The following is a 23367-nucleotide window of genomic DNA, read 5'->3' as shown; positions in this document are numbered from 1 at the left end:
GCCGCGTTCATCGAGGCGGGCGGATCCTCGCGTTTGCCCGTTCGCCGAGCCCGCGCCCGGTCATCCCTCCGGGCGGGCGACCGGGATGCGCTCGCCGCGCACCTGCGCGGCGACGTCCGCCGCGATCCGCGTGGCGGTGAGACCGGCCTGCTCGAGCAGTTCCTCGCGCGAGGCGTGCTCCGGGAACGCGTCGGGAGTGCCGAGCTCGCTCACGGCGGTGTCGACGCCGGCGTCGCGCAGCGCCTGCCGGATGCGCGTGCCGACCCCGCCCACGCGGATCCCGTCCTCGATGCTGATGAGGAGCCGGTGGGAGCGTGCGAGCTCGACCACCGAGCCGGCGATCGGCACCACCCAGCGCGGGTCGATCACCGTGGCGCCGATGCCCTGCTCGGCGAGGAGCTCCGCCGCTTCGAGCGCGACGCGGGCCATCGGGCCGACGGTCACGAAGAGCACGTCGCCCGTCGCACCCCGCTCCCGGCCGTCGCGCAGCACGTCGACGCCGTCGGGGCTGCGGCGCAGCGCGGGCAGCGCCCCGCCCGCGGCCCCCTTCGGGTAGCGGATCACCGTGGGCCCGTCGGACACGACCACGGCCTCGCCCAGCAGCTCCCGCAGCGTGGCCTCGTCGCGCGGGGCGGCGATCCGGATCCCCGGCACGATCTGCAGCATGGCGAGATCCCAGACCCCGTTGTGACTCGCCCCGTCCGGGCCGGTGATCCCGGCCCGATCCAGCACGAAGGTGACGCCTGCGCGGTGCAGCGCCACGTCCATGAGCAACTGGTCGAACGCCCGGTTCATGAAGGTCGCGTAGATCGCCACCACCGGGTGCAGCCCGCCGTAGGCGAGTCCCGCCGCGCTCGTGGCGGCGTGCTGCTCGGCGATGCCCACGTCGAACACGCGCTCGGGGTGTCGTTCGGCGAGCAGGTCGAGTCCGGTCGGGGCGAGCATCGCGGCGGTGATGCCCACGATGCGATCGTCGGCCTCGGCGAGTTCCAGGATCCGCTCGCGGAACACCGAGGTCCAGCTGCGCCCGTTCGACGGCTGCATCGGCTCCCCGCTGCCCGGATCGATCCGGCCCACCGAGTGGAACTGGTCGGCGATGTCGTTCTCCGCCGGGGCGTAGCCCCGGCCCTTCTCCGTGATCACGTGCACGAGCGTCGGACGTCCATAGCCCTTCGCCTGGCGCAGCGCCTCCTCGAGGGCCTCCAGATCGTGACCGTCGACGGGACCCACGTACTTGATGTCGAGGTTGGAGTAGAGGTCCTGGTTGCCCGAGGCGCGGCTGGCGATGCCGCGCATGGCCCCTCGAGCCGCACGGTAGACCGTGCGGCCGGGTGACCCGAAGGCCGAGAAGAGCTTCTCGCTCCCCTCCTGCAGGTCGCGGTAGCTCGCCGTCGTGCGCACCGAGTTGAGGAAGCGGGCCATGCCGCCGATCGTGGGCGCGTAGGAGCGTCCGTTGTCGTTGACGACGATCACCAGGTTGCGGTTGTTGTCGTCGGTGATGTTGTTCAGCGCCTCCCAGGTCATGCCGCCGGTGAGGGCGCCGTCTCCCACCACCGCCACCACGTGGCGATCCCGCTGCTCGGAATCCGAGACCGCGCGGCGGGCGAAGGCGCGCGAGATGCCGTCGGCCCAGCTCAGGGAGCTCGAGGCGTGGGAGCTCTCGACGACGTCGTGCGGCGACTCGGCGCGCTGGGGGTAGCCGGCGAGGCCCCCGCGCTGCCGCAGGCGGGCGAAGTCCTTGCGGCCGGTCAGCAGCTTGTGCACATAGCTCTGGTGGCCCGTGTCGAAGACGATCGGGTCGCGGGGCGAGTCGAAGACGCGGTGGAGGGCGATCGTGAGCTCCACGACACCGAGGTTGGGGCCGAGGTGCCCGCCGGTCTTCGCGACCTCCGCGATGAGGAACTCGCGGATCTCGGCGGCGAGGGTTCTCAGGTCATCGGGATCCAGCGCGTCCAGATCCCGCGGACCCTCGATATCCTCAAGCATTCCGTCAGTCTACTGCGCGCGCAGCGGCCCGGACATGACGCCCGGGCATGCCGGAGGGCCCGGAGCCGAAGCCCCGGGCCCTCCGCGCAGCTGCCGATCCGACCGCGCCGGCGCTTACACCAGCGAGCGCAGCACGTACTGCAGGATGCCGCCGTTGCGGTAGTAGTCCGCCTCGCCCGGGGTGTCGATGCGCACCACGGCGTCGAAGGCCACCTGCGAGCCGTCGGCCTTGGTCGCGATCACCGCGACCGTCTTTGGGGTGACGCCCTCGTTGAGCTGCTCGACGCCGGTGATGTCGAAGGTCTCGGTGCCGTCGAGCCCCAGGTCGTCGGCGCTCTGCCCCTGCGGGAACTGCAGCGGCAGCACGCCCATGCCGATGAGGTTCGAGCGGTGGATGCGCTCGAAGCTCTCAGTGATGACGGCCTTCACGCCGAGCAGGCGCGTGCCCTTCGCCGCCCAGTCGCGCGACGACCCGGAGCCGTACTCCTTGCCGCCGAGCACCACCAGCGGGATGTCAGCCGCCTGGTAGTTCTGCGACGCGTCGTAGACGTAGGCCTGCGGGCCGCCCTCCTGCGTGAAGTCGCGGGTGAAGCCGCCCTCGACACCCTTGCCGTCGTTCTCGGCCGCGAGGAGCTGGTTGCGGATGCGGATGTTCGCGAAGGTGCCGCGGATCATGACCTCGTGGTTGCCGCGGCGCGAGCCGTAGGTGTTGAAGTCCTTCGGCGCGATGCCGTTGGCCACGAGGTACTGACCGGCCGGGGTCTCGGCCTTGAAGCTGCCCGCCGGGCTGATGTGGTCGGTGGTGACCGAATCGCCGAGCTTCAGGAGCACCCGCGCTCCCCTGATATCGGTGACGGGCGAGGGCTCGGCCTGCATGCCGTCGAAGTAGGGCGCCTTGCGCACGTAGGTCGACTTCTCGTCCCAGGCGAAGGTGTTGCCGTCCGGCGTGGGCAGCGAGGTCCAGTGCTCGTCGCCGTCGAAGACGGTCGCGTACTTCGACTTGAACATATCGGAGTCGATCGAGTCGTCGGCGATCTTCTGCACCTCGACGGGGTCCGGCCAGATGTCGCGCAGGAAGACGTCGTTGCCGTCCTCGTCCTGCCCGAGCGCCTGGGTCTCGAAGTCGAAGTCCATGGTGCCGGCGAGCGAGTACGCGATCACGAGCGGCGGGCTCGCGAGGTAGTTCATCTTGATGTCGGGGTTGATGCGGCCCTCGAAGTTGCGGTTGCCCGAGAGCACCGCGGTGACCGCGAGGTCGTTCTCGTTGACCGCCTGCGAGATCTCCTCGTTCAGGGGGCCCGAGTTGCCGATGCAGGTGACGCATCCGTAACCCACCGTGTAGAAGCCGAGCTTCTCGAGGTCGTGCTTGAGACCCGACTTCTCGTAGTAGTCGGTGACGACCTTCGACCCGGGGGCGAGCGTGGTCTTGACCCACGGCTTCGCCTTGAGCCCCTTCGCCGCCGCGTTGCGCGCGAGCACGCCCGCGGCGAGCATCACCGACGGGTTCGAGGTGTTGGTGCAGGAGGTGATCGAGGCGAGGGTCACCGCGCCGTGGTCGATCACGAACTCCCGGCCCTGCTCGTCCTTGACCTTCGCCGGGTTGGCCGCCTGGGCGTAGTTCTTGAGGTCGAGCTCGAACTGGTCCTTCGAGCGCGACAGCTCGATGCGGTCCTGCGGACGCTTCGGACCGGCGATCGAGGAGACGACGCTGCCGAGGTCGAGCTCGAGGTACTCGCTGAACTCGGGCTCGCGGGCGGGATCGTGCCACATGCCCTGCGCCTGCGTGTAGGCGCGGATGAGGTCGATCTGCTCCTCGCTGCGGCCGGTGAGGCGCAGGTAGTCGAGGGTGACGTCGTCGACGGGGAACATCGCCGCGGTCGACCCGAACTCGGGGCTCATGTTGCCGATGGTGGCGCGGTTCGCGAGCGGCACCGATCCGACACCCTCGCCGTAGAACTCGACGAACTTGCCCACGACCCCGTGCTTGCGCAGCATCTGGGTGATGGTGAGCACCACGTCGGTCGCGGTGACGCCGGCCGGGATCTGGCCCGAGAGCTTGAAGCCGACGACGCGCGGGATGAGCATGGAGATCGGCTGGCCGAGCATGGCCGCCTCGGCCTCGATGCCGCCGACGCCCCACCCGAGCACGCCGAGGCCGTTCTCCATGGTGGTGTGGGAGTCGGTGCCGACGCAGGTGTCGGGGTAGGCCTGCAGCGCACCGTCCACGTTGCGGGTGAAGGTGACGCGGGCCAGGTACTCGATGTTGACCTGGTGCACGATGCCCGTGCCCGGGGGCACGACCTTGAACTCGTCGAAGGCGCCCTGGCCCCAGCGCAGGAACTGGTACCGCTCGCCGTTGCGCTGATACTCGATCTCGACGTTGCGGGCCGCGGCGCCCGGGGTTCCGTAGACGTCCGAGATGACCGAGTGGTCGATGACCATCTCGGCCGGAGCCAGCGGGTTGATCTTGTCGGGGCTGCCGCCGAGATCGACCACGGCCTCGCGCATCGTCGCGAGGTCGACCACGCAGGGCACACCCGTGAAGTCCTGCATGATCACGCGGGCGGGGGTGAATTGGATCTCGGTGTCGGGCTCGGCCGCCGGGTCCCAGCCGCCGAGCGCCTCGATGTGCGCCTGCGTCACGTTGGCGCCGTCCTCGGTGCGGAGCAGGTTCTCCAGCAGCACCTTCAGGCTGTACGGCAGGCGCTCGTGGCCGGGCACCCGATCGATCCGGTAGATCTCGTACTCCTGCTCGCCGACGGCGAGGGTGCTCTTCGCGTCGAAGCTGTTGACGGCTCCCATGAGGCTCCTCCGTATGTCTGCCGACGGGGCTCCCCGGCGGCTGTTGTTCGCCGGCCGAACAGGCTCGGCCGAGCTAAAGTCTCTCGATGTCGAGATAATTCTACACCGAAGTCGACCCCTTCATTGTCACTCGGACGCCGCGCCTTTCCCAGTGTTTTCAACGGATCCCGCACCGGAATCATCAGATGAAGCCTCATCGCCGCGCGCCGCGTCGAGCGTGGCGGACACGCGGCTGAGCACGAGCCAGGTCAGGATCGCCGCCAGCGCGAAGAGCGGCACCCCCATGAGCAGGCGCGCGAGCCCGAGCGCATCGGTCGCGGCGGTGTCGCCGCCCTGCGCGGCGAAGTAGAGCGGCAGCTGCACGATCAGGCGGGCGGCGAACGCCGCGATCCAGAGCAGCGTGCACAGCCGCGCAGCGCGGCGCAGCAGCGGCTCCTTCCGCCACTCGGTCAGCGAGCTGCGCAGGAAGCCGAGCAGCAGGCCGATGAGCGGCCACCCGACGAGCAGCGAGATCGTGTGCGCGGCGATCCAGGCGCCGTTGATCCAGAACCCCGGCAGGTAGTAGTCCTCACCGCGGCCCGTGAACAGGGTCACCCCGACGCAGATGACCACGCCGAGCAGCCCCGACAGCGCGGCCTGCATCGGCTCGCGCCGGATCAGCCGCCAGGCGAAGGCCAGCGCGGCCAGCACGAGCGGCGCGATCGCCGAGATCCGCGCGTCGCGGGTGAAGACGAAGAGGGTGAGGTAGACGGTCGCGGGCAGGAGCGTCTCCGCGATCCCCCGCCAGCCGCCGATCGCCTCCAGCAGTCCGCGGGCGGACACCGCCTCGCCGTGGAGACCGGCCTCGACCACACGACCGAGCCCGGCTCGGCGCGGCTCCGACCCCCGGGCCTCCGGGCCGGACTCCTGCGGCGCATCGAGATCCTGCGATCCGCCCGACGGCTCGGACGCCTCCGAGCGCCCGGGCTCATCCGAGCGCCCGGGCTCATCCGAGCGCTCCGGCCCCTCCGATTGGAGGCCGTTCACGCCTGCTGGGCCCCGCCCTGAGGGGCCTGGCGCTGCGCCTGCACACCCGCGGGCACCTTCAGCGGCAGCAGCTCGCTCGGCGGCATCGGCTGCTCGCCGCGCACCACCACGAGCTCTCGGAAGAGATCGATGACCGACTCCCGCGCGGCGGCGTCGACCGCGGCCTTGCCCATGATCACTCCGCGCAGCATCCAGCGCGGGCCGTCGACCGCGATGAAGCGCACGACCCGGGCGCCGCCGCCCTGCTCGGCCGGGGCCTGGCTCCGCACGAGCAGCTCGGGGCCGAGCGGACCGGCCTCCTCCGCGATCGTCGCGCCCTGCCCCGCCATCTGCTGGCTCAGCTCGCCCCGGACGCCGTTCCACAGACCGGTCGTCTTGGGGGCCGCGAAGGCCTGCACCTGCAGCAGGGAATCGGCGTACTCGAGCGACACCGCCACCACGCGGTTCGCGCGCTCGTCGACCTCGAGGCGCAGCTGCAGCCCCTCTCGCGGGGCCACCTTGATGCCGCCCAGATCGACGTAGGGACGCATCGCCGGCACCTCGCTCGCGTCGAAGGGGCCGGCCTCGGCGCGGTCCTCGGGAGCCGACTTCGAGTCGTCGAGCTCGGGGATCGCCTCCTCGCGCAGCTCGACCTCGTCGGCCCCGCGCTGCTCTGCTTCGCTCATCTTGCTCTCATACTCCTTGTCCGCGGCCCCGCTCCGGAGGCCCTGTAGCGGCCGCGCGTGCGCGCGACCCGAATCCGTTCCGGATCAGCCCCGCACGCCGGTCGACCCGAAGCCGCCCGCACCGCGATCGCTCTCGGGGAGCTCCGCCACCGGCACGAACACCGCTCGTGAGACGGGCATGAGGATCACCTGCGCGATCCGGTCGCCCGGTTCCACCCGGAAGCTGCGCTCGCGGTCGGTGTTCAGCAGCGTCACCTTGACCTCGCCGCGATACCCCGCGTCGACGGTGCCGGGCGTGTTGAGCACCGTGATGCCGTGCTTCGCCGCGAGCCCGCTGCGCGGCACCACGAAGGCGGCGTACCCCTCCGGCAGCGCGATCGAGACGCCCGTGCCGATGAGCGCCCGCTCGCCCGGGGCGATCTCGACCGCCTCGGCGGCGCGCAGGTCGGCGCCGGCGTCGTCGGCGTGCGCGTAGCGCGGCGGATTCTCGGCTCGGATGGGGATCTCTACGACATCGGTCACCCGGACAGGTTATCGGATCGAGCGTCGATCGGGCTGCGTCCGCGGACGGCTCTCGGCGAACCCCACGCATCCGAGGAGGATAATGGAGGCATGACCGGAGCGACCTCCCCCGACGTATCCACGCGCAGCTATCGCGAACGACTCATTCCGGGACCGGGCCTCTTCGTCGCCCTGCTCCTCGTCATCCCGGCGGTCGCCCTCGTGCTGACGCCCGTCAACGCGGCGATCGCCCTGCCGACCGGTGTGATCGTCTACCTGATCGCATCGGCGACGCTGCTCCTGCTCAGCCCGACCATCAGCCTGGTCGAGGGGCGCCTCGTCGCCGACCGCGCCACGATCCCGGTCGATCAGCTGGGAGAGATCGAGCTCCTCGGCTCGGAGGCGCTGCGCGCCGCGATCGGCCCCGGCCTCGATGCGCGCAGCTTCCTGCTCGTGCGGGGCTGGATCCACAGCGGCCTGCGCATCGAGAACATCGACCCCGCGGATCCCGCGCCCGTCTGGATCCTCACCACCCGGCACCCCCGTCGCCTCGCCGACGCGATCGAGGCGGCGCGGGCGCCCGGTCGCTGAGCGAGCGGAGCGCCGGTACTGGCTGTCTGAAACGCCTGCGGCAGTGGCCGCACCGGCTCGAATATGAAACGCAGACGCGTTTCATTCGGAGTTCGAGCCGCGTTTCAGTGAGAACACTCGGCGCAGACGGGCCCGAGCTCGGTCTCGTGATCGATCTGGGAGCGGTGCCGCACGAGGAAGCAGTTGACGCAGGTGAACTCGTCGTCCTGCTGCGGGAGCACGACGACGTCGAGCTCCACGTCGGACAGGTCCGAGCCCCCGATGAACATGCTGGGGTTGTCGGCGTCTTCCGAGTCGAGTCCCGAAACACCCTTCGCGGGGCCGCGTTCCTTCAGCGCCTCGATCGACTCGGCATCTTCTTCGGACTTGCGCGGGGCGTCGTAATCGGTGGCCATTCTCTCCTGCATTCCCGTGCCGTGCGACGGCACCTCCAACCTGCGAGCGGCCATAGTCTGCCTTACGATGCGCGTCGGACGCAAACTCTGCGACTGCGAGTTCTCTGAGCGCGTAGCGCCGCACCGCGAACTTTCGCACGCGCCGAGTCAATACCGCGGGATTACCCTGTGCTGTGCGAGCCTGGTTCGCGAATCACGAAAGGGATGCGCCGATGGACGAACTGCGCTTTGTGCGACGCGATGACCGGTCGCTGATTGTGGCGAACGACGCCGAGGAGGAGTTCCGCCTGGTCGTCGACGATGCGGTGCTGAGCGAACTCCGGCACCTCAGCCGGCGCGAGCGGGACACGGCCCGCGTGCGCCCGCGGGAGATCCAGGCCCTCATCCGGGCCGGCAGATCCCGCGCCCAGGTCGCCAAGGAGATGGATCTCGACGAGGCCGACATCGAGCGGTACGCTGAGCCGGTGCTGGCCGAACGGCGGTACATCCTCGAGCGCGCGCACGCCGTCGCGGTGCGCACCGATGCCGATGACGACGCCGATCAGCGCTTCGGCGCCGTGATCGCCGAACGGCTCATCGCGCTCGGCGCCGACACCAGCGAGTGGGAGTCCTGGCGCGACGAGGAGACGGGCTGGATGGTGAGCCTCGAGTTCATCTCGCACGACGTCGCGCACCGAGCGGTGTGGTCGTTCGAGCACCGCAAGGGCACCCTCTCCCCCGTGAACCCCGACGCGGTCAACCTCTCCAAGCTCGGCGACGTCGGCGATCGCCTCATCCCCAAGCTGCGAGCGGTCGACAACGCCGAGCAGTCGGGCCGCTTCGACTCCGGCGCGTTCGACACCTCGCAGCTGCCCCTCGAGATCGAGGACGAAGCGCCCGCGGAGGCGCAGGACGATACGCCGCCGGCGCTCTCCGACACCAACGCCGAGTACGAGCGACGCCGCGAGATCGACCAGCGCGCCATCAAGACCGGCGAGCAGCAGCCCGCGGATCTGAGTCAGACGGCGGATCTGCTCGACGCGCTGCGGAAGCGGCGCGGGGAGCGCGACCGCGATCGGGGCGCCGCCGAACGGCACCCGGCCGGCCGCGGGGTCGATGCCCCGCCGGCCGCGCCCTCCGCGGTACCCACGGCCGCCCCGGAGGCGGAGGAGACGGCTCCGCGGGCGCGGAGCATCTGGCAGGGGGCCGGCGTGTCCTCCGGCAACTCCGACGGCTCCGGGAAGAACTCCGACGGAGAGGACACCGCTCCGCCCAGGCCGACTCCGGTGCCCGCGCCGCGCCCCGAGAACCGCGACGGGGGAACGCAGTCCGCCGACCGCGAGCCGCAGGAGCGCTCCGGCCGCAAGGGCCGCGCCTCGATCCCGAGCTGGGACGACATCCTCTTCGGCACCCGCAGCGACGAGGATCCCGCCTAGACCCTGCGCTTCGCCTCCGTCGACTGCGCCTCGCTCGACCGACGGAGGCCTCGTCAACCGCGGAGCGCCGCCGCTTCGGCCACGGCCGATGCGAAGCCGCTGCCCGCGAGCGCTCCCGCGAGCGCCAGCGGCACACCGCGCTCGTCCTCGCTGAACGAGCCGTGCTGCCCCACCATGGCCAGCGCGCGGGGGTCGTCCGTGCTCCGGTAGTAGGCGACCTGCTTGCGCGCGGCGATGAGCACGTCGCCGAGGCGGGGCGCCACCTCCGGCGCCACGGGACCGAAGCAACCGGACGAGATCGCCTGGTCGCGCGTCACCACCGAGGCCCGGGATCCCTCCGTCTCCGCCCACCGCGCGGCTACAGCCCCGGCGTCGGCCCCCTCGCGCAGGTACAGCGACCGGAAGCGGGGCTCGCCCCCGACATCCGCGACGTCCTCCAGCAACCCGGGATCCGCGTCGAGCATCACCTGCTGATGCGACTGCACGTCGACCATGCCGTGGTCGGCGGTGACCACCACGCCGGTATCGCCCGGCAGCGTGCGCAGGAACCCGTCGAGGGAGGCGTCCAGCTGCTCGAGCCGCCGCAGCCAGGCGGCGCTCTGCCACCCCCGATCGTGGGCGGCCTTGTCCAGCTCGTCGATGTAGAGGTACGCGACCAATGGATCCCCCGAGCGCAGCAGGCGCGAGGCGACCTCGAAGCGGTCCTCGATGCGCTGCCCCGGGTGGTACTCGGCCCCGGTGAGGATCGCTTCCGTCAGGCCGCCGACCGCGTGCGCGGGCCGCCCGATCGCCACGGGCCTCGCCCCCAGCCGCTCGGCGAGCCCGAACAGCGGCTCGGCGCGCTGCCAGGCGGCCCGATCCTCGATGCCCTGCCAGTCCTTGAGCGTGGTGACGAGCCCCAGCCGCGGGTGCCTGATGCGGTAGCCGATGAGCCCGTGCTCGCCGGGCAGGGCGCCCGTGGTGAGCGTGGTGAGGGCGGCGCCGGTGGTCGACGGCGCGACGGTCTCGATGCGCCGCCGCTGCAGCCGCGCGAGCGCCGGGGCATGACCCTTCGCCGCGGCGAGGTTGGCGTGGCCGAGCCCGTCGACCACCACCATCACGAACGATCGCGCGGCGGGCAGGCGATCGGCGATCCCGCTCGTCGCCGCGAAGGCGAGCTCCTCGGGCAGCTCGGATCCGAGCCCGCGGGCGACCGTCGCGAGCCCGCTTGGCAGAATCGCGGCAAGCCTCGCACCGTTGTCGGCGGTCGTCGGTAGCATGAACTCCATTATGACCGACGCACCCAGCGCCTCCCCCGACAACGCCGCATCCCCGAGCGCTCGCGCCGCGCACGAGATGGCCGGCGAGCGCATCGAGGACATCGACATCTCGCAGGAGATGGAGGGATCGTTCCTCGAGTACGCCTACTCGGTGATCTACTCCCGCGCCCTGCCCGATGCCCGCGACGGGCTGAAGCCCGTGCAGCGCCGCATCCTCTTCATGATGCAGGACATGGGCCTGCGCCCGGAGAAGGGCCACGTCAAGTCGGCCCGCGTGGTGGGCGAGGTCATGGGCAAGCTGCACCCGCACGGCGACGCGTCGATCTACGACGCCCTCGTGCGCATGGCGCAGGGCTTCGCGATGCGGCTGCCGCTGGTCGACGGCCACGGCAACTTCGGCTCGCTCGACGACGGCCCCGCGGCCTCCCGATACACGGAGGCCCGGCTCGCCGGCGCCGCGCTCGCCATGACGGAGTCGCTCGACGAGGACGTGGTCGACTTCGTCCCGAACTACGACAACCAGATCATGCAGCCCGATGTGCTGCCCTCGGCGGTGCCCAACCTGCTGGTGAACGGCGCGAGCGGCATCGCGGTCGGCATGGCGACGAATCTCGCCCCCCACAACCTCATCGAGGTCGTCGACGGCGCCAAGCACCTGCTCCACCACCCCGAGGCCACGGTCGACGAGCTCATGGAGTTCATCCCGGGGCCCGACCTGCCGGGCGGCGGCATCATCGTCGGTCTCGACGGGGTGAAGGACGCCTATCGCACCGGCCGCGGCGCCTTCCGCACCCGGGCGAAGGTCTCCGTGGAGCCGCTCGGCCCGCGGCGCACGGGGCTCATCGTCACCGAGCTCCCGCACCTCGTGGGGCCGGAGCGGGTGATCGAGAAGATCAAGCAGGGCGTCGAGGCGAAGAAGCTCTCCGGCATCTCCGACGTCGCCGACCTCACCGACCGCAAGAACGGGCTCCGCCTCGTCATCAGCCTCAAGACGGGGTTCTCCCCCGAGGCCGTGCTCGAGCAGCTCTACCGCTACACGCCGCTGGAGGACTCGTTCAGCATCAACTCGGTGGCGCTCGTGCAGGGGCAGCCGCAGACCCTCGGGCTGCGCGAGATGCTGCGCGTCTTCCTCGATCACCGCCTCGCCGTCATCACGCGCCGCTCCGAGTTCCGGCTGCGCAAGCGGCGCGAACGGCTGCACCTCGTCGAGGGCCTGCTCATCGCGATCCTCGACATCGACGAGGTGATCCAGCTCATCCGCACGAGCGACGACGCCGAGACGGCGCGCACGCGCCTCATGCAGGTGTTCGACCTCTCCGAGGCGCAGGCCGAGTACATCCTCGAGCTGCGCCTGCGCCGGCTCACCAAGTTCTCCCGCGTCGAGCTCGAGGCCGAGCGCGATCAGCTGCGCGCGGAGATCGAGGAGCTCCTCGAGATCCTCGGCAGCCCCGAACGGCTGCGCGAGGTCGTGTCGACCGAGCTGGACCAGGCGGCCGAGGCCTTCGGCACCCCGCGCCGCACCGTGCTGACCGGCGCCGTCGCCCGGCCGTCGCGCGCGCCATCCTCCGCCGACGCGCTGCAGGTGGCCGACACGCCCTGCACGGTGCTGCTGTCGGCGACCGGACGGGCGCTCCGGGTCGACCGGGATCCCGAAGCGGCCGAGTCGCCCCGCTCCGCGTCCCGCGCCACCAAGCACGGCGCGGTCTCCTCGAGCGCCGACGGCACCGTGCGGGGCGAGCTCGGGGCGGTCCTCAGCGATGGCACCCTGCACCGCTTCACACCGGTCGACCTGCCACTCGTCCCGGCGGCATCGATCGCCTTCTCGGCCGGTGTCAAGCTCACCGACTATCTCGGCATCGCCGACAAGAGGCTCCGGGTGGTCGGGATCGTGGCCCTCGGCGACGGCGAGGCCGCCGCCGGCTCCGAGATCCCGATCGGCCTCTTCACCGCGCAGGGCACCGTGAAGCGCGTGGTGCTCACCGATCTGCCGGCGAAGCCGTCCTTCGAACTCATCGGCCTGAAGCCCGGGGATCGCCTGGTCGGCGCGTTCCCGGCTCCCGACGACGCCGAGTTCGCGGTGGTCACGAGCGATGCCCAGCTGCTGCGCTTCCCCGCCTCCTCGGTGCGTCCGCAGGGACGGCCCGCCGGAGGCATGGCGGGAATCCGGCTCTCCGCCGAGGCGAGCGTCGTGTTCGCCGGAGCGATCCCCGAGGGCGTCGAGGCACGTGTGGTCACCGTGGCCGACAGCTCCATCACGCTCCCGGGCACGGATGTCGCCACCGCGAAGGTGTCGGACTGGGCCGAGTTCCCCGCCAAGGGCCGGGCGACCGGCGGCGTACGCGCCCAGCGCTTCCTCAAGTGGGAGGACCAGATCGCGTGCGCCTGGGTGGGCACGGGCGAGCCGCGCGCCCTCGCGGCCGACGGCGCGGCGCGCAAGCTGCCGACCGAGCTCGGCAAGCGCGACGGATCGGGACAGCCCATCGACGGCGCAGCCGCCTACATCGGCGCCGCGCCCTGACCCGCGCGGCGAGCGCGAGCGACAGGGCCGCCGCGCAGCGAGCGCCGCGGGGGCGGGTGCGTGAATCCACCGGGTCTCCTCCGACGATCGAACGGTGATGCCCTGCACGCTACCCGCGACGGCGGGCGACGGCATCGATCGAACGGTTGAACGGAGGATCGCAGCCCGCTCGATCGCGTGATAGCTTGAGGCGCACGCCCGGTGAGCGGGTCCGTCCGGTACTCGCCGTCGTCCACCGGCGGCATCCGAGCGGAGGGAACGACATGATCCTGCTCCCCGATCCCTGGTGGCCGCAGGCGCTGCTCGCCGCGATCGTCTTCGGCGACGCCGTGCTCTCCCTCCGCCCGCCCGCGTTCGTCCGGGACTGCCTGAACGGGGTCGGATTCCCCCGGGACTGGTGGTGGACCCTGATCGTCATCAAGCTGTTCGCGGCCGCGGGCCTCGTCGCCGGCATCTGGCTGCCGGGTGTGGGCTTCGCCGCGAACGTCGGGGTCGTCGGCTACTTCGTGTGCGCGGCGGCCGCCCACGTGCGAGCGCGGTTCTTCGGCACGGCGTTCTGGGTGAACTGCCTCGGAATGCTCGTGCTGTCGGCCGGCGCGCTGCTGCTGAGCCACCTCCCGGGCTGACACGACCCCGAGTCGCGTCCCGCCGCCTCACAAGCCGATGAGCAGCACACCGAGCACCACGACCGCTGCGGCCGCCACGCGCAGCACCGGCCGGCTCTCCCGGTGCCGGATCACCCCGTAGAGCCCCACGAGCACCACGCTGGCCTCCCGCACCGGGGCGACGAGCGAGACCGGCGCCATCGTCACCGCGGTGAGGGCGAGCACGTACGAGAGCGGCGAGAGCACGCCGAAGGCGAGCAGCCGGCGCCAGTCGCGGCGCAGCTCGCCGCGCAGCCGCACCGCCGTCCCGCCTCTCCGGAGCAGCAGCGCGGTGAAGAACAGCACCTCCACCGCGCAGCAGCCCACCATGAACGCCACGGGGGCCACCCCGATGCCGGTCACCACGTACGCGTCCCAAACCGTGTAGACGGCGATGGCGGCACCGGTCAGCAGTCCGTAGACGAGGGCGGGATCCGCCCCGCGCACACCCTGGCGCACCGGGGCTCTCCCGATGATCCCGAACGCGACCACACCGCCCACGACCAGCGCTACCCCCAGCAGCGCGAGCAGACCCGGCCTCTCCCCCAGCAGCCCCATCGCGATCAGCACCGTCAGCAGCGGGCCGGTGCCGCGCGCCGTCGCGTAGACCGTCGAGAGGTCTCCGCTGGCGTATCCCCGCTGCAGCACGAGCATGTAGACGACGTGGAGCGCGCCCGACACCGCGATGCCCACGAGCAGGCCCGCGATGTCGGCCCGCCCGATCCCACCGGTCAGCGGGACCGCGAACGCCCAGATCCCCGCGCTGAGCACCGCGCCCCACCAGAGGAAGGGCACCCCGGAGCGGCTCGATCCGTGGGCGACGATGTTCCAGGCGGCGTGGGCGACAGCGGCGGCCAGCGCGAGGGTGACGGCGAGGACGGGCATGGCAGAACCTTCTGCCCGCCGCGATCGGCGCGACGGGCGAGGTTCCTCCGGGCTTTTGTCCTGTCAGATGACGACGGTCGTGGGATCCGCCGTGGCGCCGCTCGGACCAGACGGGAGCGAGTCCCCGGAACCCTAGGCGCTGTCGGGATCCAGCCTATCAAGAGCCGCGGCCGCGTGGTGCGGCTACGCGTCGATGCGCTCGCGATCCAGATCGTCGGCGTTGTCGATGATGAACTCCTTGCGGGGGGCGACCTCGTTGCCCATGAGCAGCTCGAACACCTGCGAGGCCGCGTGCGCGTCCTCGACCCGCACCCGCCGCAGCGTGCGGTGCTCGCGATCCATGGTGGTCTCCGCGAGCTGATCCGCGTCCATCTCGCCGAGTCCCTTGTAGCGCTGGATCGGCTCCTGGTACTTCTTGCCCCGCCGCCGCAAGTCGGCCAGCAGCCCCTGCAGCTCCTTCTCGCTGTAGGTGTAGACGACGTCGTTCGGCTTGCGTCCGGAGTTCTGCACGATCACCCGGTGCAGCGGCGGCACGGCGGCGTAGACGCGGCCGGCCTCCAGCATCGGGCGCATATAGCGGAAGAAGAGCGTGAGCAGCAGGGTGCGGATGTGCGCTCCGTCGACGTCGGCATCGCTCATCAGGATCACTTTGCCGTAGCGCGCCGACTCGAGCTCGAAGTCGCGACCCGATCCCGCGCCGATCACCTTGATGATGGCGCCGCACTCGGCGTTGCCGAGCATCTCGGCGACCGAGGCCTTCTGCACGTTCAGGATCTTGCCGCGGATCGGCAGCAGTGCCTGGAACTCGCTGTCGCGCGCCGGCCGCGCGGTGCCGAGCGCGCTGTCGCCCTCCACGATGAACAGCTCGGTCTCCGCCACGTCCTTCGAGCGGCAGTCGATGAGCTTCGCCGGGAGCGAGGAGCTCTCGAGCGAGCTCTTGCGCCGGGCGGTGTCGCGCTGGGCCCGCAGCGCGATGCGCGCCTTCATCTCCGAGACCATCTTCTCGAGCAGCGCGCCCGTCTGGGTGCGGTCGTGCTTCTTCGTCGACTCGTAGCGCTCGGTCAGCCCCGTGACGATCGCGCGCGACACGATCGCACGCACCGCGGCGGTGCCGAGCACCTCCTTGGTCTGCCCCTCGAACTGAGGCTCGGGCACCCGCACCGTCACCACGGCGGTCAGCCCGGTGAGGATGTCGTCCTTGTCGGGCTTGTCGCTGCCCGCCTTCAGCTTGCGCGCGTTCTGCTCGATCTGCTTGCGGAAGAACTTGGTGAGGCCCTGCTCGAAGCCGCTGAGGTGCGTGCCGCCCTTGGGCGTCGCGATGATGTTGACGAAGCTCTGGATCTCGGTGTCATACCCCGTGCCCCAGCGCAGCGCGATGTCGACCTCGCAGCGGCGCTCGACCTCCCGCGAGACCAGGTGCCCCGTCTGCTCGTCCATCACGGGCACCGTCTCGGTGAAGGTACCGCCGTCGGTGACCCGCCAGGTCTCGGTGAGCGGCGCGTCGACGGCCAGGAAGTCCACGAACTCCGAGATGCCGCCCTCGTAGGCGAAGCGGTGCACGGGCGGCTCGCCGGACTCTCCGACCGACTCGGGTCGGCGGTCGGTGATCTCGATCTCGAGTCCCGGCACGAGGAAGGCGGTCTGGCGCGCGCGCGCGACGAGGGAGTCCGGTTCGAATCGCGCCGTCGACAGGAAGATCTGCGGATCGGCCCAGTACCGCACCCGGGTCCCGGTGACGCCCTTCTTCACCTTGCCGACCACACGCAGCTCGGAGGACTCCTCGAAGGGGCTGAACGGACTGTCCGGGCCGTCGCCCGAGAAGATCCCCGGCTCGCCGTGCCGGAAGGACATCGCCCAGGTCTTGCCGTCGCGGTCGACCTCGACGTCGAGCCGCGACGAGAGGGCGTTGACCACCGAGGCCCCCACGCCGTGCAGACCGCCCGACGAGGCGTAGCCGCCGCCGCCGAACTTGCCGCCGGCGTGCAGCTTGGTGAACACCAGCTCCACGCCCGAGAGTCCGCTCTTCGGCTCGATGTCGACCGGGATGCCGCGCCCGTTGTCGGAGACGGTCACGCTGCCGTCGTCGTGCAGCGTGATCCCGATCGCGTCGCCGAAGCCCGCGAGGGCCTCGTCGACCGAGTTGTCGATGATCTCCCAGAGGCAGTGCATGAGACCGCGCGAGTCGGTCGTGCCGATGTACATGCCCGGCCGCTTGCGCACCGCTTCGAGCCCCTCGAGAACGGTGAGATGCCGTGCGGAATAGCTCGAATCTGGCACTGTCGGGGTCTCCTCTGTTCGATGACGCATCTACCCTAGGGCAGACCGCCGACATCGGGCGCGCACGGGCCCGGCGAGTGGGGAACGCGCGTCGGCGCGGATACGCGTTCAGCGAACCCGAGCGCCCGCTGCGAGGAAAACCGCCCGCGGCGTGCTTGGATAGAGGTGTACCCACTGGAAACCGAGGAACGGGAGGACGCCATGACGACGCTCGAGCAGGATCGCGCCGAAGAGGTCGAAGCTGCGGATCGCCCGCTCACCGCGCTCGACCGCTGCGACAGCTGCGGCGCACAGGCCTATGTCCGGGTCATGCTGAACGGCAGCGAACTGCTGTTCTGCGCGCACCACGCGCACAAGCACGAGCCGAAGCTCCGCCCGCTGGCGGAGGTGTGGCACGACGAGAGCCACAAGCTGAACGCCTGAGCGAGGCGAAGGCGATCATCCTGCGCGAGCACGTCGAGTCGCAGGATCCAGAGCACAGCAGCGGAAGAGCCCCCGGTCGCAGAGACCGGGGGCTCTTCCCGTGATCCGCTGCTCCCATCGGCCCGTCGCGCATGGATCCCGCGTCTGCGCGCAGGATGACGGGGGCGGGATCACGACCACACGCAGCAGCACATATACAGCAGGAGCCCCGGGCAGCGCCCGGGGCTCCTGCACGCTTCCGCGCCCGGCCTACTCCAGGTAGTCGCGCAGCTGCTGGCTGCGGCTCGGGTGGCGCAGCTTCGCCATGGTCTTCGACTCGATCTGGCGGATGCGCTCGCGCGTCACCCCGAAGGTGTCGCCGATCTGATCGAGGGTCTTCGGCATGCCGTCGCCCAGGCCGAAGCGCATGCGGATCACGCCGGCCTCGCGCTCGGAGAGCGAGTCGAGCAGCTGCTCGAGCTGCTGCTGCAGCATCGTGAAGCCCACCGCGTCGGCCGGAACGACCGCCTCGGTGTCCTCGATGAGATCGCCGAACTCGCTGTCGCCGTCCTCGCCGAGCGGAGTGTGCAGCGAGATCGGCTCGCGGCCGTACTTCTGCACCTCGATGACCTTCTCGGGGGTCATGTCGAGCTCGCGGCTCAGCTCCTCGGGAGTGGGCTCGCGGCCCAGGTCCTGCAGCATCTGCCGCTGCACGCGGGCCAGCTTGTTGATGACCTCGACCATGTGCACCGGGATGCGGATGGTGCGGGCCTGATCGGCCATGGCGCGGGTGATCGCCTGGCGGATCCACCACGTCGCGTAGGTCGAGAACTTGAAGCCCTTGGTGTAGTCGAACTTCTCGACCGCGCGGATGAGGCCGAGGTTGCCCTCCTGGATGAGGTCGAGGAACTGCATGCCGCGGCCCGTGTAGCGCTTCGCGAGCGACACGACGAGTCGCAGGTTGGCGCCGAGCAGGTGGCTCTTGGCGCGCTGGCCGTCGCGGGCCACCCACTTCAGCTCGCGCTCGAGCTTCTTGGGCAGGCCCTTCTCGGTCGCGAGCTTCTCCTCGGCGAACAGGCCGGCCTCGATGCGCATCGCCAGCTCGACCTCTTCGGCCGCGTTGAGCAGTGCGACCTTGCCGATCTGCTTCAGGTAGTCCTTCACCGGGTCGGCGGTGGCGCCGGGGATCGCGGTGGTGACGGTGGGCACGTCCTCCTCGTCGGAGGCCTTGAGCACGATCGCGCCGGTGGGCAGCGGCTCATCGGCGGTCGACGCCTTCTTCTCCTCCTCGGGAGCCTCGACGTGCTCCTCGAGCTCCGCGTCCTCGTTCACGGCCTCGTCGACGAGGTCCTTCTTCGCGGCGCGCTTGGTCGCGGGCTTCTTCGCCGCGGTCTTCTTCTTCTTCTTCGCGGCAGGCTTCTTCGAAGCCGCTGCGGTCTCCTCGGTGGTCTCAGCCGCAGTGGCTTCGTCAGCCTGCTTCGCCGCTTTCGCGGAAGTGGCGCGAGTCTTGGTCGTGGATGCAGTTGCCACGCAGCCGCCTCTCTGTCTCGGATCGCCCGTCGGCCGCAGCCGGTCCGGCCAACGGGTGCTCACAGCATGAAAACCCATGTCAAGTCCGAATTATTCCCGCGGCGCGGGCGACCACTCGGATTGAATGGGCTAGATCATCAATTATTGCACGTCGCGCGGCGCCTTCCTGACACCCCGCCTCTGCGCGCGGAGGCGGCTCAGCCCTCGCCGGGTTCGGCGTCGTTCGCCTCGCCTTGCCGCTCCGCCAGGAACCGCTCGAGCTCGCTCGCGAGCTGGTCGGCCGTGGGGATCGAGCCGTCCTCGCCGATCAGCGGGGAGCGCACGTTCTGATCCTCCATGTAGGCGTCGTACCGCCGCTCGAGCGTGCGCACCATCTCGAGGGACTCCTCGTTCTCGGCGATCTGCGTGTCGACCTGCGCGTGGAATCTGCGCGACTGCTCGCGCACCTCGTCCGTCGGCAGGATGAGGCCGGTCGCCGCCATGATGCCGTCGAGCGAGGTGTGCAGCGCCTCCGGGTACTCGGTGTTCGCGAGGTAGTGGGGGATGAGCAGCGCGAGGCCCACGACCTCCTCCCCCAGGCTGTGCAGCCGGTACTCGAGCACGTGACCGGCCGACGCCGAGAGCTTCGTGGTGGGACGCCACACGGAGCGCGCCTCGATGAGATCGTCGCGGGATCCGCTCACGGTCATGGAGATGGGGCGGGTGTGCGGCACCGGCATCGGGATCGCGTGCGTCCACACCGTGACCGACACCTCGAACTCGTGCACGAGCAGCAGCACGGCATCGATGAACTGGTCCCAGCGGAAGTCGGGCTCGTAGCCGCTGAGCAGCAGGAAGGGGGCGCCGAGCTCGTCGTGCGCGAGGCACAGCGTCAGCTCCTCGGGCGAGTAGTCGACCAGGTGGTCCTCGTCGAAGGTGATCACGGGGCGCCTGGCGCGGTAGTCGAGCAGGAGGTCGGCGTTGAAGCGCAGGATCTCCTCGGGACGGGAGCGCTCCCAGAAGTACTCCTCAAGCTGCTCCACCGCCCCGCCCGCGTCGCTGAGCCCCTGCATCACCACGACGAGCGGCAGCCCGCGCGGTACCCGCGCGCGGCGCTCCGCGTACTCTGCCGAGAAGATGGAATCCGTCACCCTTCCATCCTATGAAGCTCGGGACGCGTTGGGACCGGATCCGGTCACGCCCTCAGCGAACCCGCGCCGCCGCCCCCGCGTGGCGGATCTCCGTCATACCCTCGGGTGTAGGCTGGACGCAGTGCGTCCGACGACCATTACGGACCGCCGACACCGTTGCGAATACACCGAGGGAGATCCCACTTGGCCGATCAGCAGTTTGACATCGTCGTACTGGGTGGCGGAAGCGCCGGATACGCTGCGGCGATCCGTGCGACGCAGCTGGGATTCAGCGCCGCCGTCATCGAGAAGGACAAGCTCGGCGGCACCTGCCTCCACCGCGGGTGCGTGCCGACCAAGGCGCTGCTGCACGCGGCGGAGATCGCCGACGTGGCCCGCGAGGGCGAGGCCTACGGCATCCTCTCCAGCGTCGCGGGCATCGACGCCGCAAAGGTCAACAGCTACCGCGAGAACCTCATCGCGGGCAAGCACAAGGGCCTGCAGGGCCTGCTCAAGGCCAACGGGATCACGGTGATCGCGGGCGAGGGCAAGCTCGTCTCCCCCACCACCGTGCAGGTGGGCGACGACCGCATCATCGGCAAGCACGTCGTGCTCGCGACCGGCTCGTACTCGCGTTCGCTGCCCGGCCTGGAGATCGGCGGGCGCGTGATCACCAGCGAACAGGCGCTCGAGCTGCAGGAGGTGCCGAAGCGCGTCGCGATCCTCGGCGGCGGCGTGATCGGCGTCGAGTTCGCGAGCGTGTGGCGCTCCTTCGGCGCCGAGGTCACCATCGTCGAGGGCCTGCCCCACCTCGTCCCCAACGAGGAGGAGTCCGTCTCGAAGCAGCTGGAGCGGGCCTTCAAGAAGCGCGGCATCGCCTTCAAGCTGGGCGTGCGCTTCCAGTCCGTCTCGCAGGACGCGGACGGCGTCGTCGTCACCCTCGAGGACGGCACGACCGTCTCCGCCGACTACCTCCTGGTCGCGGTCGGCCGCGGGCCGGCCACGCAGGGGCTCGGCTTCGAGGAGGTCGGGATCGAGATGGACCGCGGCTTCGTGCTCGCGAACGAGCGCCTCGCGACCAACGTGCCGGGCGTCTACGCCGTCGGCGACATCGTGCCGGGCCTGCAGCTGGCCCACCGCGGCTACCAGCAGGGCATCTTCGTGGCCGAGGAGATCGCGGGCCTGAACCCCGTCGTGGTGCAGGACGTGAACATCCCCAAGGTCACCTACTGCGACCCCGAGATCGCCTCCGTCGGTCTCACCGAGGCGAAGGCCAAGGAGCAGTACGGCGCCGAGAACGTGACGAGCTACGAGTACAACCTCGCGGGCAACGCGAAGAGCTCGATCCTCGGCACCTCCGGCACGGTGAAGGCCGTGCGGGTGAACGACGGCCCCGTGGTGGGCGTGCACATGATCGGCGCGCGCGTGAGCGAGCTGGTCGGCGAGGCGCAGCTCATCGTCAACTGGGAGGCGTACCCGGAGGACGTGGCGCCGTTCATCCCCGGCCACCCCACCCAGAACGAGACCATCGGCGAGGCCATGCTGAAGCTCGCGGGCAAGCCGCTGCACGCCGTCTGACAGCGGCCCACAGACATTGAAGCAACGAACGGAGAATGCACGATGAGTGAATCGGTGGTCCTCCCCGCACTGGGTGAGAGCGTGACCGAGGGGACGGTGACCCGCTGGCTGAAGAACGTCGGCGATACCGTCGAGGTGGACGAGCCGCTGCTCGAGGTCTCGACCGACAAGGTCGACACCGAGATCCCCTCCCCGGTGGCGGGAGTGCTCGAGGAGATCCTGGTGCAGGAGGATGAGACCGCCGAGGTCGGCGCCGTCCTCGCCCGCGTGGGCGATGGCAGCAGTGCGTCCGCGGCCCCCGCGGCTCCGGCCGAGGCCGCGCCCGAACCGCAGGCGGAGGCACCCGCTCCCCCGGCTGAGCCGGCCCCCGCGGCCGAGGCGCCCGCCGCTCCCGCGCCCGCCGCTGAGCCGGCCCCGGCGGCCGCTCCCGCAGGCGGTGGCGACGGCCAGGAGATCGTGCTCCCCTCGCTCGGCGAGAGCATCACCGAGGGCACGGTGACCCGCTGGCTGAAGAGCGTGGGCGACACCGTCGAGGTGGACGAGCCGCTGCTCGAGGTCTCGACCGACAAGGTCGACACCGAGGTGCCCTCCCCCATCGCCGGCGTGCTGCAGGAGATCCTGGTGCAGGAGGACGAGACGGTCGAGGTCGGCGGAGCACTCGCGCGCGTCGGCGGCGGCGCACCCGCCGCCCCCGCGGCCGAACCCGCCCCCGCGGCCGAGCCCGCCCCCGCGGCCGAGCCGGAGGCCCAGCCGGAGCCGGCACCCGCAGCGCAGCCCGCTGCACCGGAGCCCGCCGCGCAGCCCGCTGCACCGGCACCCGCCGAACCCGCTCAGGCGGATTCCGCGCCCGCGAACGCGGCCGGCTACGTCACGCCCATCGTGCGCAAGCTCGCGAACGACTCGGGCGTCGACCTGAGCACGGTGACCGGCACGGGCGTCGGCGGCCGCATCCGCAAGGAGGACGTGCTGGCCGCGGCGCAGAGCGCTGCACCGGCGCCCGCCGCACCGGCTGCGGCGCCGGCCGCTCCCGTCGAGGTCGAGGTGTCGCCGCTCCGCGGTACGACGCAGAAGATGAGCCGGCTGCGCAAGGTGATCGCCGAGCGCGCCGTGGCGTCGCTGCAGAGCACCGCTCAGCTCACCACGGTGGTCGAGGTCGACGTCACGCGCGTCGCCCGGCTGCGCCAGGCGAAGAAGGACGAGTTCCTCGCCAAGACCGGTTCGAAGCTCTCCTTCATGCCGTTCTTCGCCCTGGCTGCGGCTGAGGCGCTGCGCAGCTACCCGATCATCAACGCGACCGTCGAGGGCGACTCGATCGTCTACCCCGCGACGGAGAACATCAGCATCGCCGTCGACACGGAGAAGGGCCTGCTCACCCCGGTGCTCCGGGACGCGGGTGAGAAGAACATCGCCCAGATCGCCGGCGAGATCGCCGACCTCGCGGCTCGCACGCGCGACAACCAGCTCAAGCCGGACGAGCTCGCGGGCGGCACCTTCACGCTGACCAACACCGGCTCGCGCGGGGCGCTCTTCGACACCCCGCTCGTGTTCCTGCCGCAGAGCGCGATCCTGGGAACGGGTGCGGTCGTGAAGAAGCCCGCGGTGATCTCGGGCCCCGAGGGAGACGCGATCGCGGTGCGGTCGACCGTCTACCTCGCGCTCTCGTACGATCACCGCATCATCGACGGCGCCGACGCGGCTCGCTTCCTCGGTCAGGTGCGTCAGCGCCTCGAGGCCGGAGACTTCGCGGCGAACCTCGGGATCTGATCCGGGATCCGAGCGGTGCT

The 23367-nt window shown here is 70.8% G+C and carries 18 protein-coding genes; 7 read left to right on the top strand and 11 right to left on the bottom strand.

Annotated elements, in window-relative coordinates:
• Positions 1-60: 60 nt before the first annotated feature.
• The 5 genes from dxs to dut all read right to left on the bottom strand — a co-directional run bounded on the left by dxs (position 61) and on the right by dut (position 7001).
• Entirely contained in the window at positions 61-1986 is a 1926-nt protein-coding gene (gene dxs, locus ACWKZU_RS00090) for a 1-deoxy-D-xylulose-5-phosphate synthase (protein ID WP_449280355.1), read from the bottom strand.
• Between the two features lie 114 nt (positions 1987-2100).
• The gene (gene acnA, locus ACWKZU_RS00085; RefSeq protein WP_449280354.1) at positions 2101-4788 is read right to left on the bottom strand and encodes an aconitate hydratase AcnA; all 2688 of its coding nucleotides are present in this window, start codon (positions 4786-4788) and stop codon (positions 2101-2103) included.
• A 126-nt stretch (positions 4789-4914) separates the two neighbouring features.
• A complete protein-coding gene (locus ACWKZU_RS00080) occupies positions 4915-5814 on the bottom strand; it encodes a DUF3159 domain-containing protein (protein WP_449280353.1) in 900 nt (299 codons plus the stop codon).
• Positions 5811-6479, bottom strand: a complete 669-nt coding sequence (locus ACWKZU_RS00075; protein WP_449280352.1) for a DUF3710 domain-containing protein — start codon at positions 6477-6479, stop codon at positions 5811-5813. The genes ACWKZU_RS00080 and ACWKZU_RS00075 overlap by 4 nt, the downstream gene beginning before the upstream one ends.
• An 84-nt stretch (positions 6480-6563) precedes the next feature.
• A complete protein-coding gene (gene dut, locus ACWKZU_RS00070; RefSeq protein WP_449280351.1) occupies positions 6564-7001 on the bottom strand; it encodes a dUTP diphosphatase in 438 nt (145 codons plus the stop codon).
• Positions 7002-7091: 90 nt separating this feature from the next.
• On the opposite strand from dut, the gene ACWKZU_RS00065 reads away from it, so the two are divergent.
• The gene (locus ACWKZU_RS00065) at positions 7092-7571 is read left to right on the top strand and encodes a DUF3093 domain-containing protein (RefSeq protein ID WP_449280350.1); all 480 of its coding nucleotides are present in this window, start codon (positions 7092-7094) and stop codon (positions 7569-7571) included.
• 104 nt (positions 7572-7675) lie between these two features.
• On the opposite strand, the gene ACWKZU_RS00060 is transcribed toward ACWKZU_RS00065, so the two are convergent.
• Positions 7676-7966 (bottom strand): DUF4193 domain-containing protein, encoded by a 291-nt coding sequence (locus tag ACWKZU_RS00060; RefSeq protein WP_449280349.1) that lies wholly within the window; start codon positions 7964-7966, stop codon positions 7676-7678.
• 212 nt (positions 7967-8178) lie between these two features.
• Between ACWKZU_RS00060 and sepH the strand changes: the two genes are divergently transcribed.
• Positions 8179-9381: a septation protein SepH gene (gene sepH / locus ACWKZU_RS00055; RefSeq protein WP_449280348.1), complete on the top strand. Its 1203-nt coding sequence runs from the start codon at positions 8179-8181 to the stop codon at positions 9379-9381.
• Between the two features lie 53 nt (positions 9382-9434).
• On the opposite strand, the gene ACWKZU_RS00050 is transcribed toward sepH, so the two are convergent.
• Positions 9435-10640, bottom strand: coding sequence for an alkaline phosphatase family protein (locus ACWKZU_RS00050; RefSeq protein WP_449280347.1), 1206 nt, complete (start codon positions 10638-10640; stop codon positions 9435-9437).
• A 76-nt stretch (positions 10641-10716) separates the two neighbouring features.
• Between ACWKZU_RS00050 and ACWKZU_RS00045 the strand changes: the two genes are divergently transcribed.
• Together ACWKZU_RS00045 and ACWKZU_RS00040 are read left to right on the top strand one after the other, a co-directional pair.
• The gene (locus tag ACWKZU_RS00045; protein ID WP_449280361.1) at positions 10717-13158 is read left to right on the top strand and encodes a DNA gyrase/topoisomerase IV subunit A; all 2442 of its coding nucleotides are present in this window, start codon (positions 10717-10719) and stop codon (positions 13156-13158) included.
• A 263-nt stretch (positions 13159-13421) separates the two neighbouring features.
• On the top strand, positions 13422-13784 hold the full coding sequence (locus tag ACWKZU_RS00040; protein ID WP_449280346.1) for a DoxX family protein: 363 nt from the start codon (positions 13422-13424) through the stop codon (positions 13782-13784).
• Positions 13785-13811: 27 nt separating this feature from the next.
• On the opposite strand, the gene ACWKZU_RS00035 is transcribed toward ACWKZU_RS00040, so the two are convergent.
• Both ACWKZU_RS00035 and ACWKZU_RS00030 read right to left on the bottom strand, forming a co-directional pair.
• The gene (locus tag ACWKZU_RS00035) at positions 13812-14687 is read right to left on the bottom strand and encodes an EamA family transporter (RefSeq protein ID WP_449280345.1); all 876 of its coding nucleotides are present in this window, start codon (positions 14685-14687) and stop codon (positions 13812-13814) included.
• Between the two features lie 183 nt (positions 14688-14870).
• Positions 14871-16964: a DNA gyrase/topoisomerase IV subunit B gene (locus ACWKZU_RS00030; RefSeq protein WP_449280344.1), complete on the bottom strand. Its 2094-nt coding sequence runs from the start codon at positions 16962-16964 to the stop codon at positions 14871-14873.
• A gap of 201 nt (positions 16965-17165) precedes the next feature.
• Between ACWKZU_RS00030 and ACWKZU_RS00025 the strand changes: the two genes are divergently transcribed.
• Positions 17166-17387, top strand: coding sequence for a DUF7455 domain-containing protein (locus ACWKZU_RS00025; RefSeq protein WP_449280360.1), 222 nt, complete (start codon positions 17166-17168; stop codon positions 17385-17387).
• 249 nt (positions 17388-17636) lie between these two features.
• Here the strand turns inward: ACWKZU_RS00025 and ACWKZU_RS00020 are convergent, their stop codons facing one another.
• Together ACWKZU_RS00020 and ACWKZU_RS00015 are read right to left on the bottom strand one after the other, a co-directional pair.
• Complete coding sequence (locus ACWKZU_RS00020; protein WP_449280343.1) at positions 17637-18896, bottom strand: RNA polymerase sigma factor; 1260 nt, start codon at positions 18894-18896, stop codon at positions 17637-17639.
• Between the two features lie 197 nt (positions 18897-19093).
• A complete protein-coding gene (locus ACWKZU_RS00015; RefSeq protein ID WP_449280342.1) occupies positions 19094-20026 on the bottom strand; it encodes a proteasome assembly chaperone family protein in 933 nt (310 codons plus the stop codon).
• A 183-nt stretch (positions 20027-20209) separates the two neighbouring features.
• Between ACWKZU_RS00015 and lpdA the strand changes: the two genes are divergently transcribed.
• Together lpdA and sucB are read left to right on the top strand one after the other, a co-directional pair.
• Entirely contained in the window at positions 20210-21583 is a 1374-nt protein-coding gene (gene lpdA / locus ACWKZU_RS00010) for a dihydrolipoyl dehydrogenase (protein ID WP_449280341.1), read from the top strand.
• A gap of 42 nt (positions 21584-21625) precedes the next feature.
• Complete coding sequence (sucB, locus tag ACWKZU_RS00005) at positions 21626-23347, top strand: 2-oxoglutarate dehydrogenase, E2 component, dihydrolipoamide succinyltransferase (RefSeq protein ID WP_449280340.1); 1722 nt, start codon at positions 21626-21628, stop codon at positions 23345-23347.
• Positions 23348-23367: the final 20 nt, after the last annotated feature.

The organism is Leucobacter sp. (assembly GCF_053528595.1).
The sequence above is the reverse complement of the archived record's forward strand: the minus strand, read 5'-3'. Positions and strand labels throughout refer to the sequence as shown.

What these genes read in the sequence shown, in the direction of transcription:
- dxs (WP_449280355.1), bottom strand. Translation starts at nt 1,986, where the DNA reads ATGCTTGAGGATATCGAGGGTCCGCGGGATCTGGACGCGCTGGATCCC.
- acnA (WP_449280354.1), bottom strand. Translation starts at nt 4,788, where the DNA reads ATGGGAGCCGTCAACAGCTTCGACGCGAAGAGCACCCTCGCCGTCGGC.
- ACWKZU_RS00075 (WP_449280352.1), bottom strand. Translation starts at nt 6,479, where the DNA reads ATGAGCGAAGCAGAGCAGCGCGGGGCCGACGAGGTCGAGCTGCGCGAG.
- ACWKZU_RS00065 (WP_449280350.1), top strand. Translation starts at nt 7,092, where the DNA reads ATGACCGGAGCGACCTCCCCCGACGTATCCACGCGCAGCTATCGCGAA.
- ACWKZU_RS00060 (WP_449280349.1), bottom strand. Translation starts at nt 7,966, where the DNA reads ATGGCCACCGATTACGACGCCCCGCGCAAGTCCGAAGAAGATGCCGAG.
- sepH (WP_449280348.1), top strand. Translation starts at nt 8,179, where the DNA reads ATGGACGAACTGCGCTTTGTGCGACGCGATGACCGGTCGCTGATTGTG.
- ACWKZU_RS00050 (WP_449280347.1), bottom strand. Translation starts at nt 10,640, where the DNA reads ATGCTACCGACGACCGCCGACAACGGTGCGAGGCTTGCCGCGATTCTG.
- ACWKZU_RS00045 (WP_449280361.1), top strand. Translation starts at nt 10,717, where the DNA reads ATGGCCGGCGAGCGCATCGAGGACATCGACATCTCGCAGGAGATGGAG.
- ACWKZU_RS00040 (WP_449280346.1), top strand. Translation starts at nt 13,422, where the DNA reads ATGATCCTGCTCCCCGATCCCTGGTGGCCGCAGGCGCTGCTCGCCGCG.
- ACWKZU_RS00035 (WP_449280345.1), bottom strand. Translation starts at nt 14,687, where the DNA reads ATGCCCGTCCTCGCCGTCACCCTCGCGCTGGCCGCCGCTGTCGCCCAC.
- ACWKZU_RS00025 (WP_449280360.1), top strand. Translation starts at nt 17,166, where the DNA reads ATGACGACGCTCGAGCAGGATCGCGCCGAAGAGGTCGAAGCTGCGGAT.
- sucB (WP_449280340.1), top strand. Translation starts at nt 21,626, where the DNA reads ATGAGTGAATCGGTGGTCCTCCCCGCACTGGGTGAGAGCGTGACCGAG.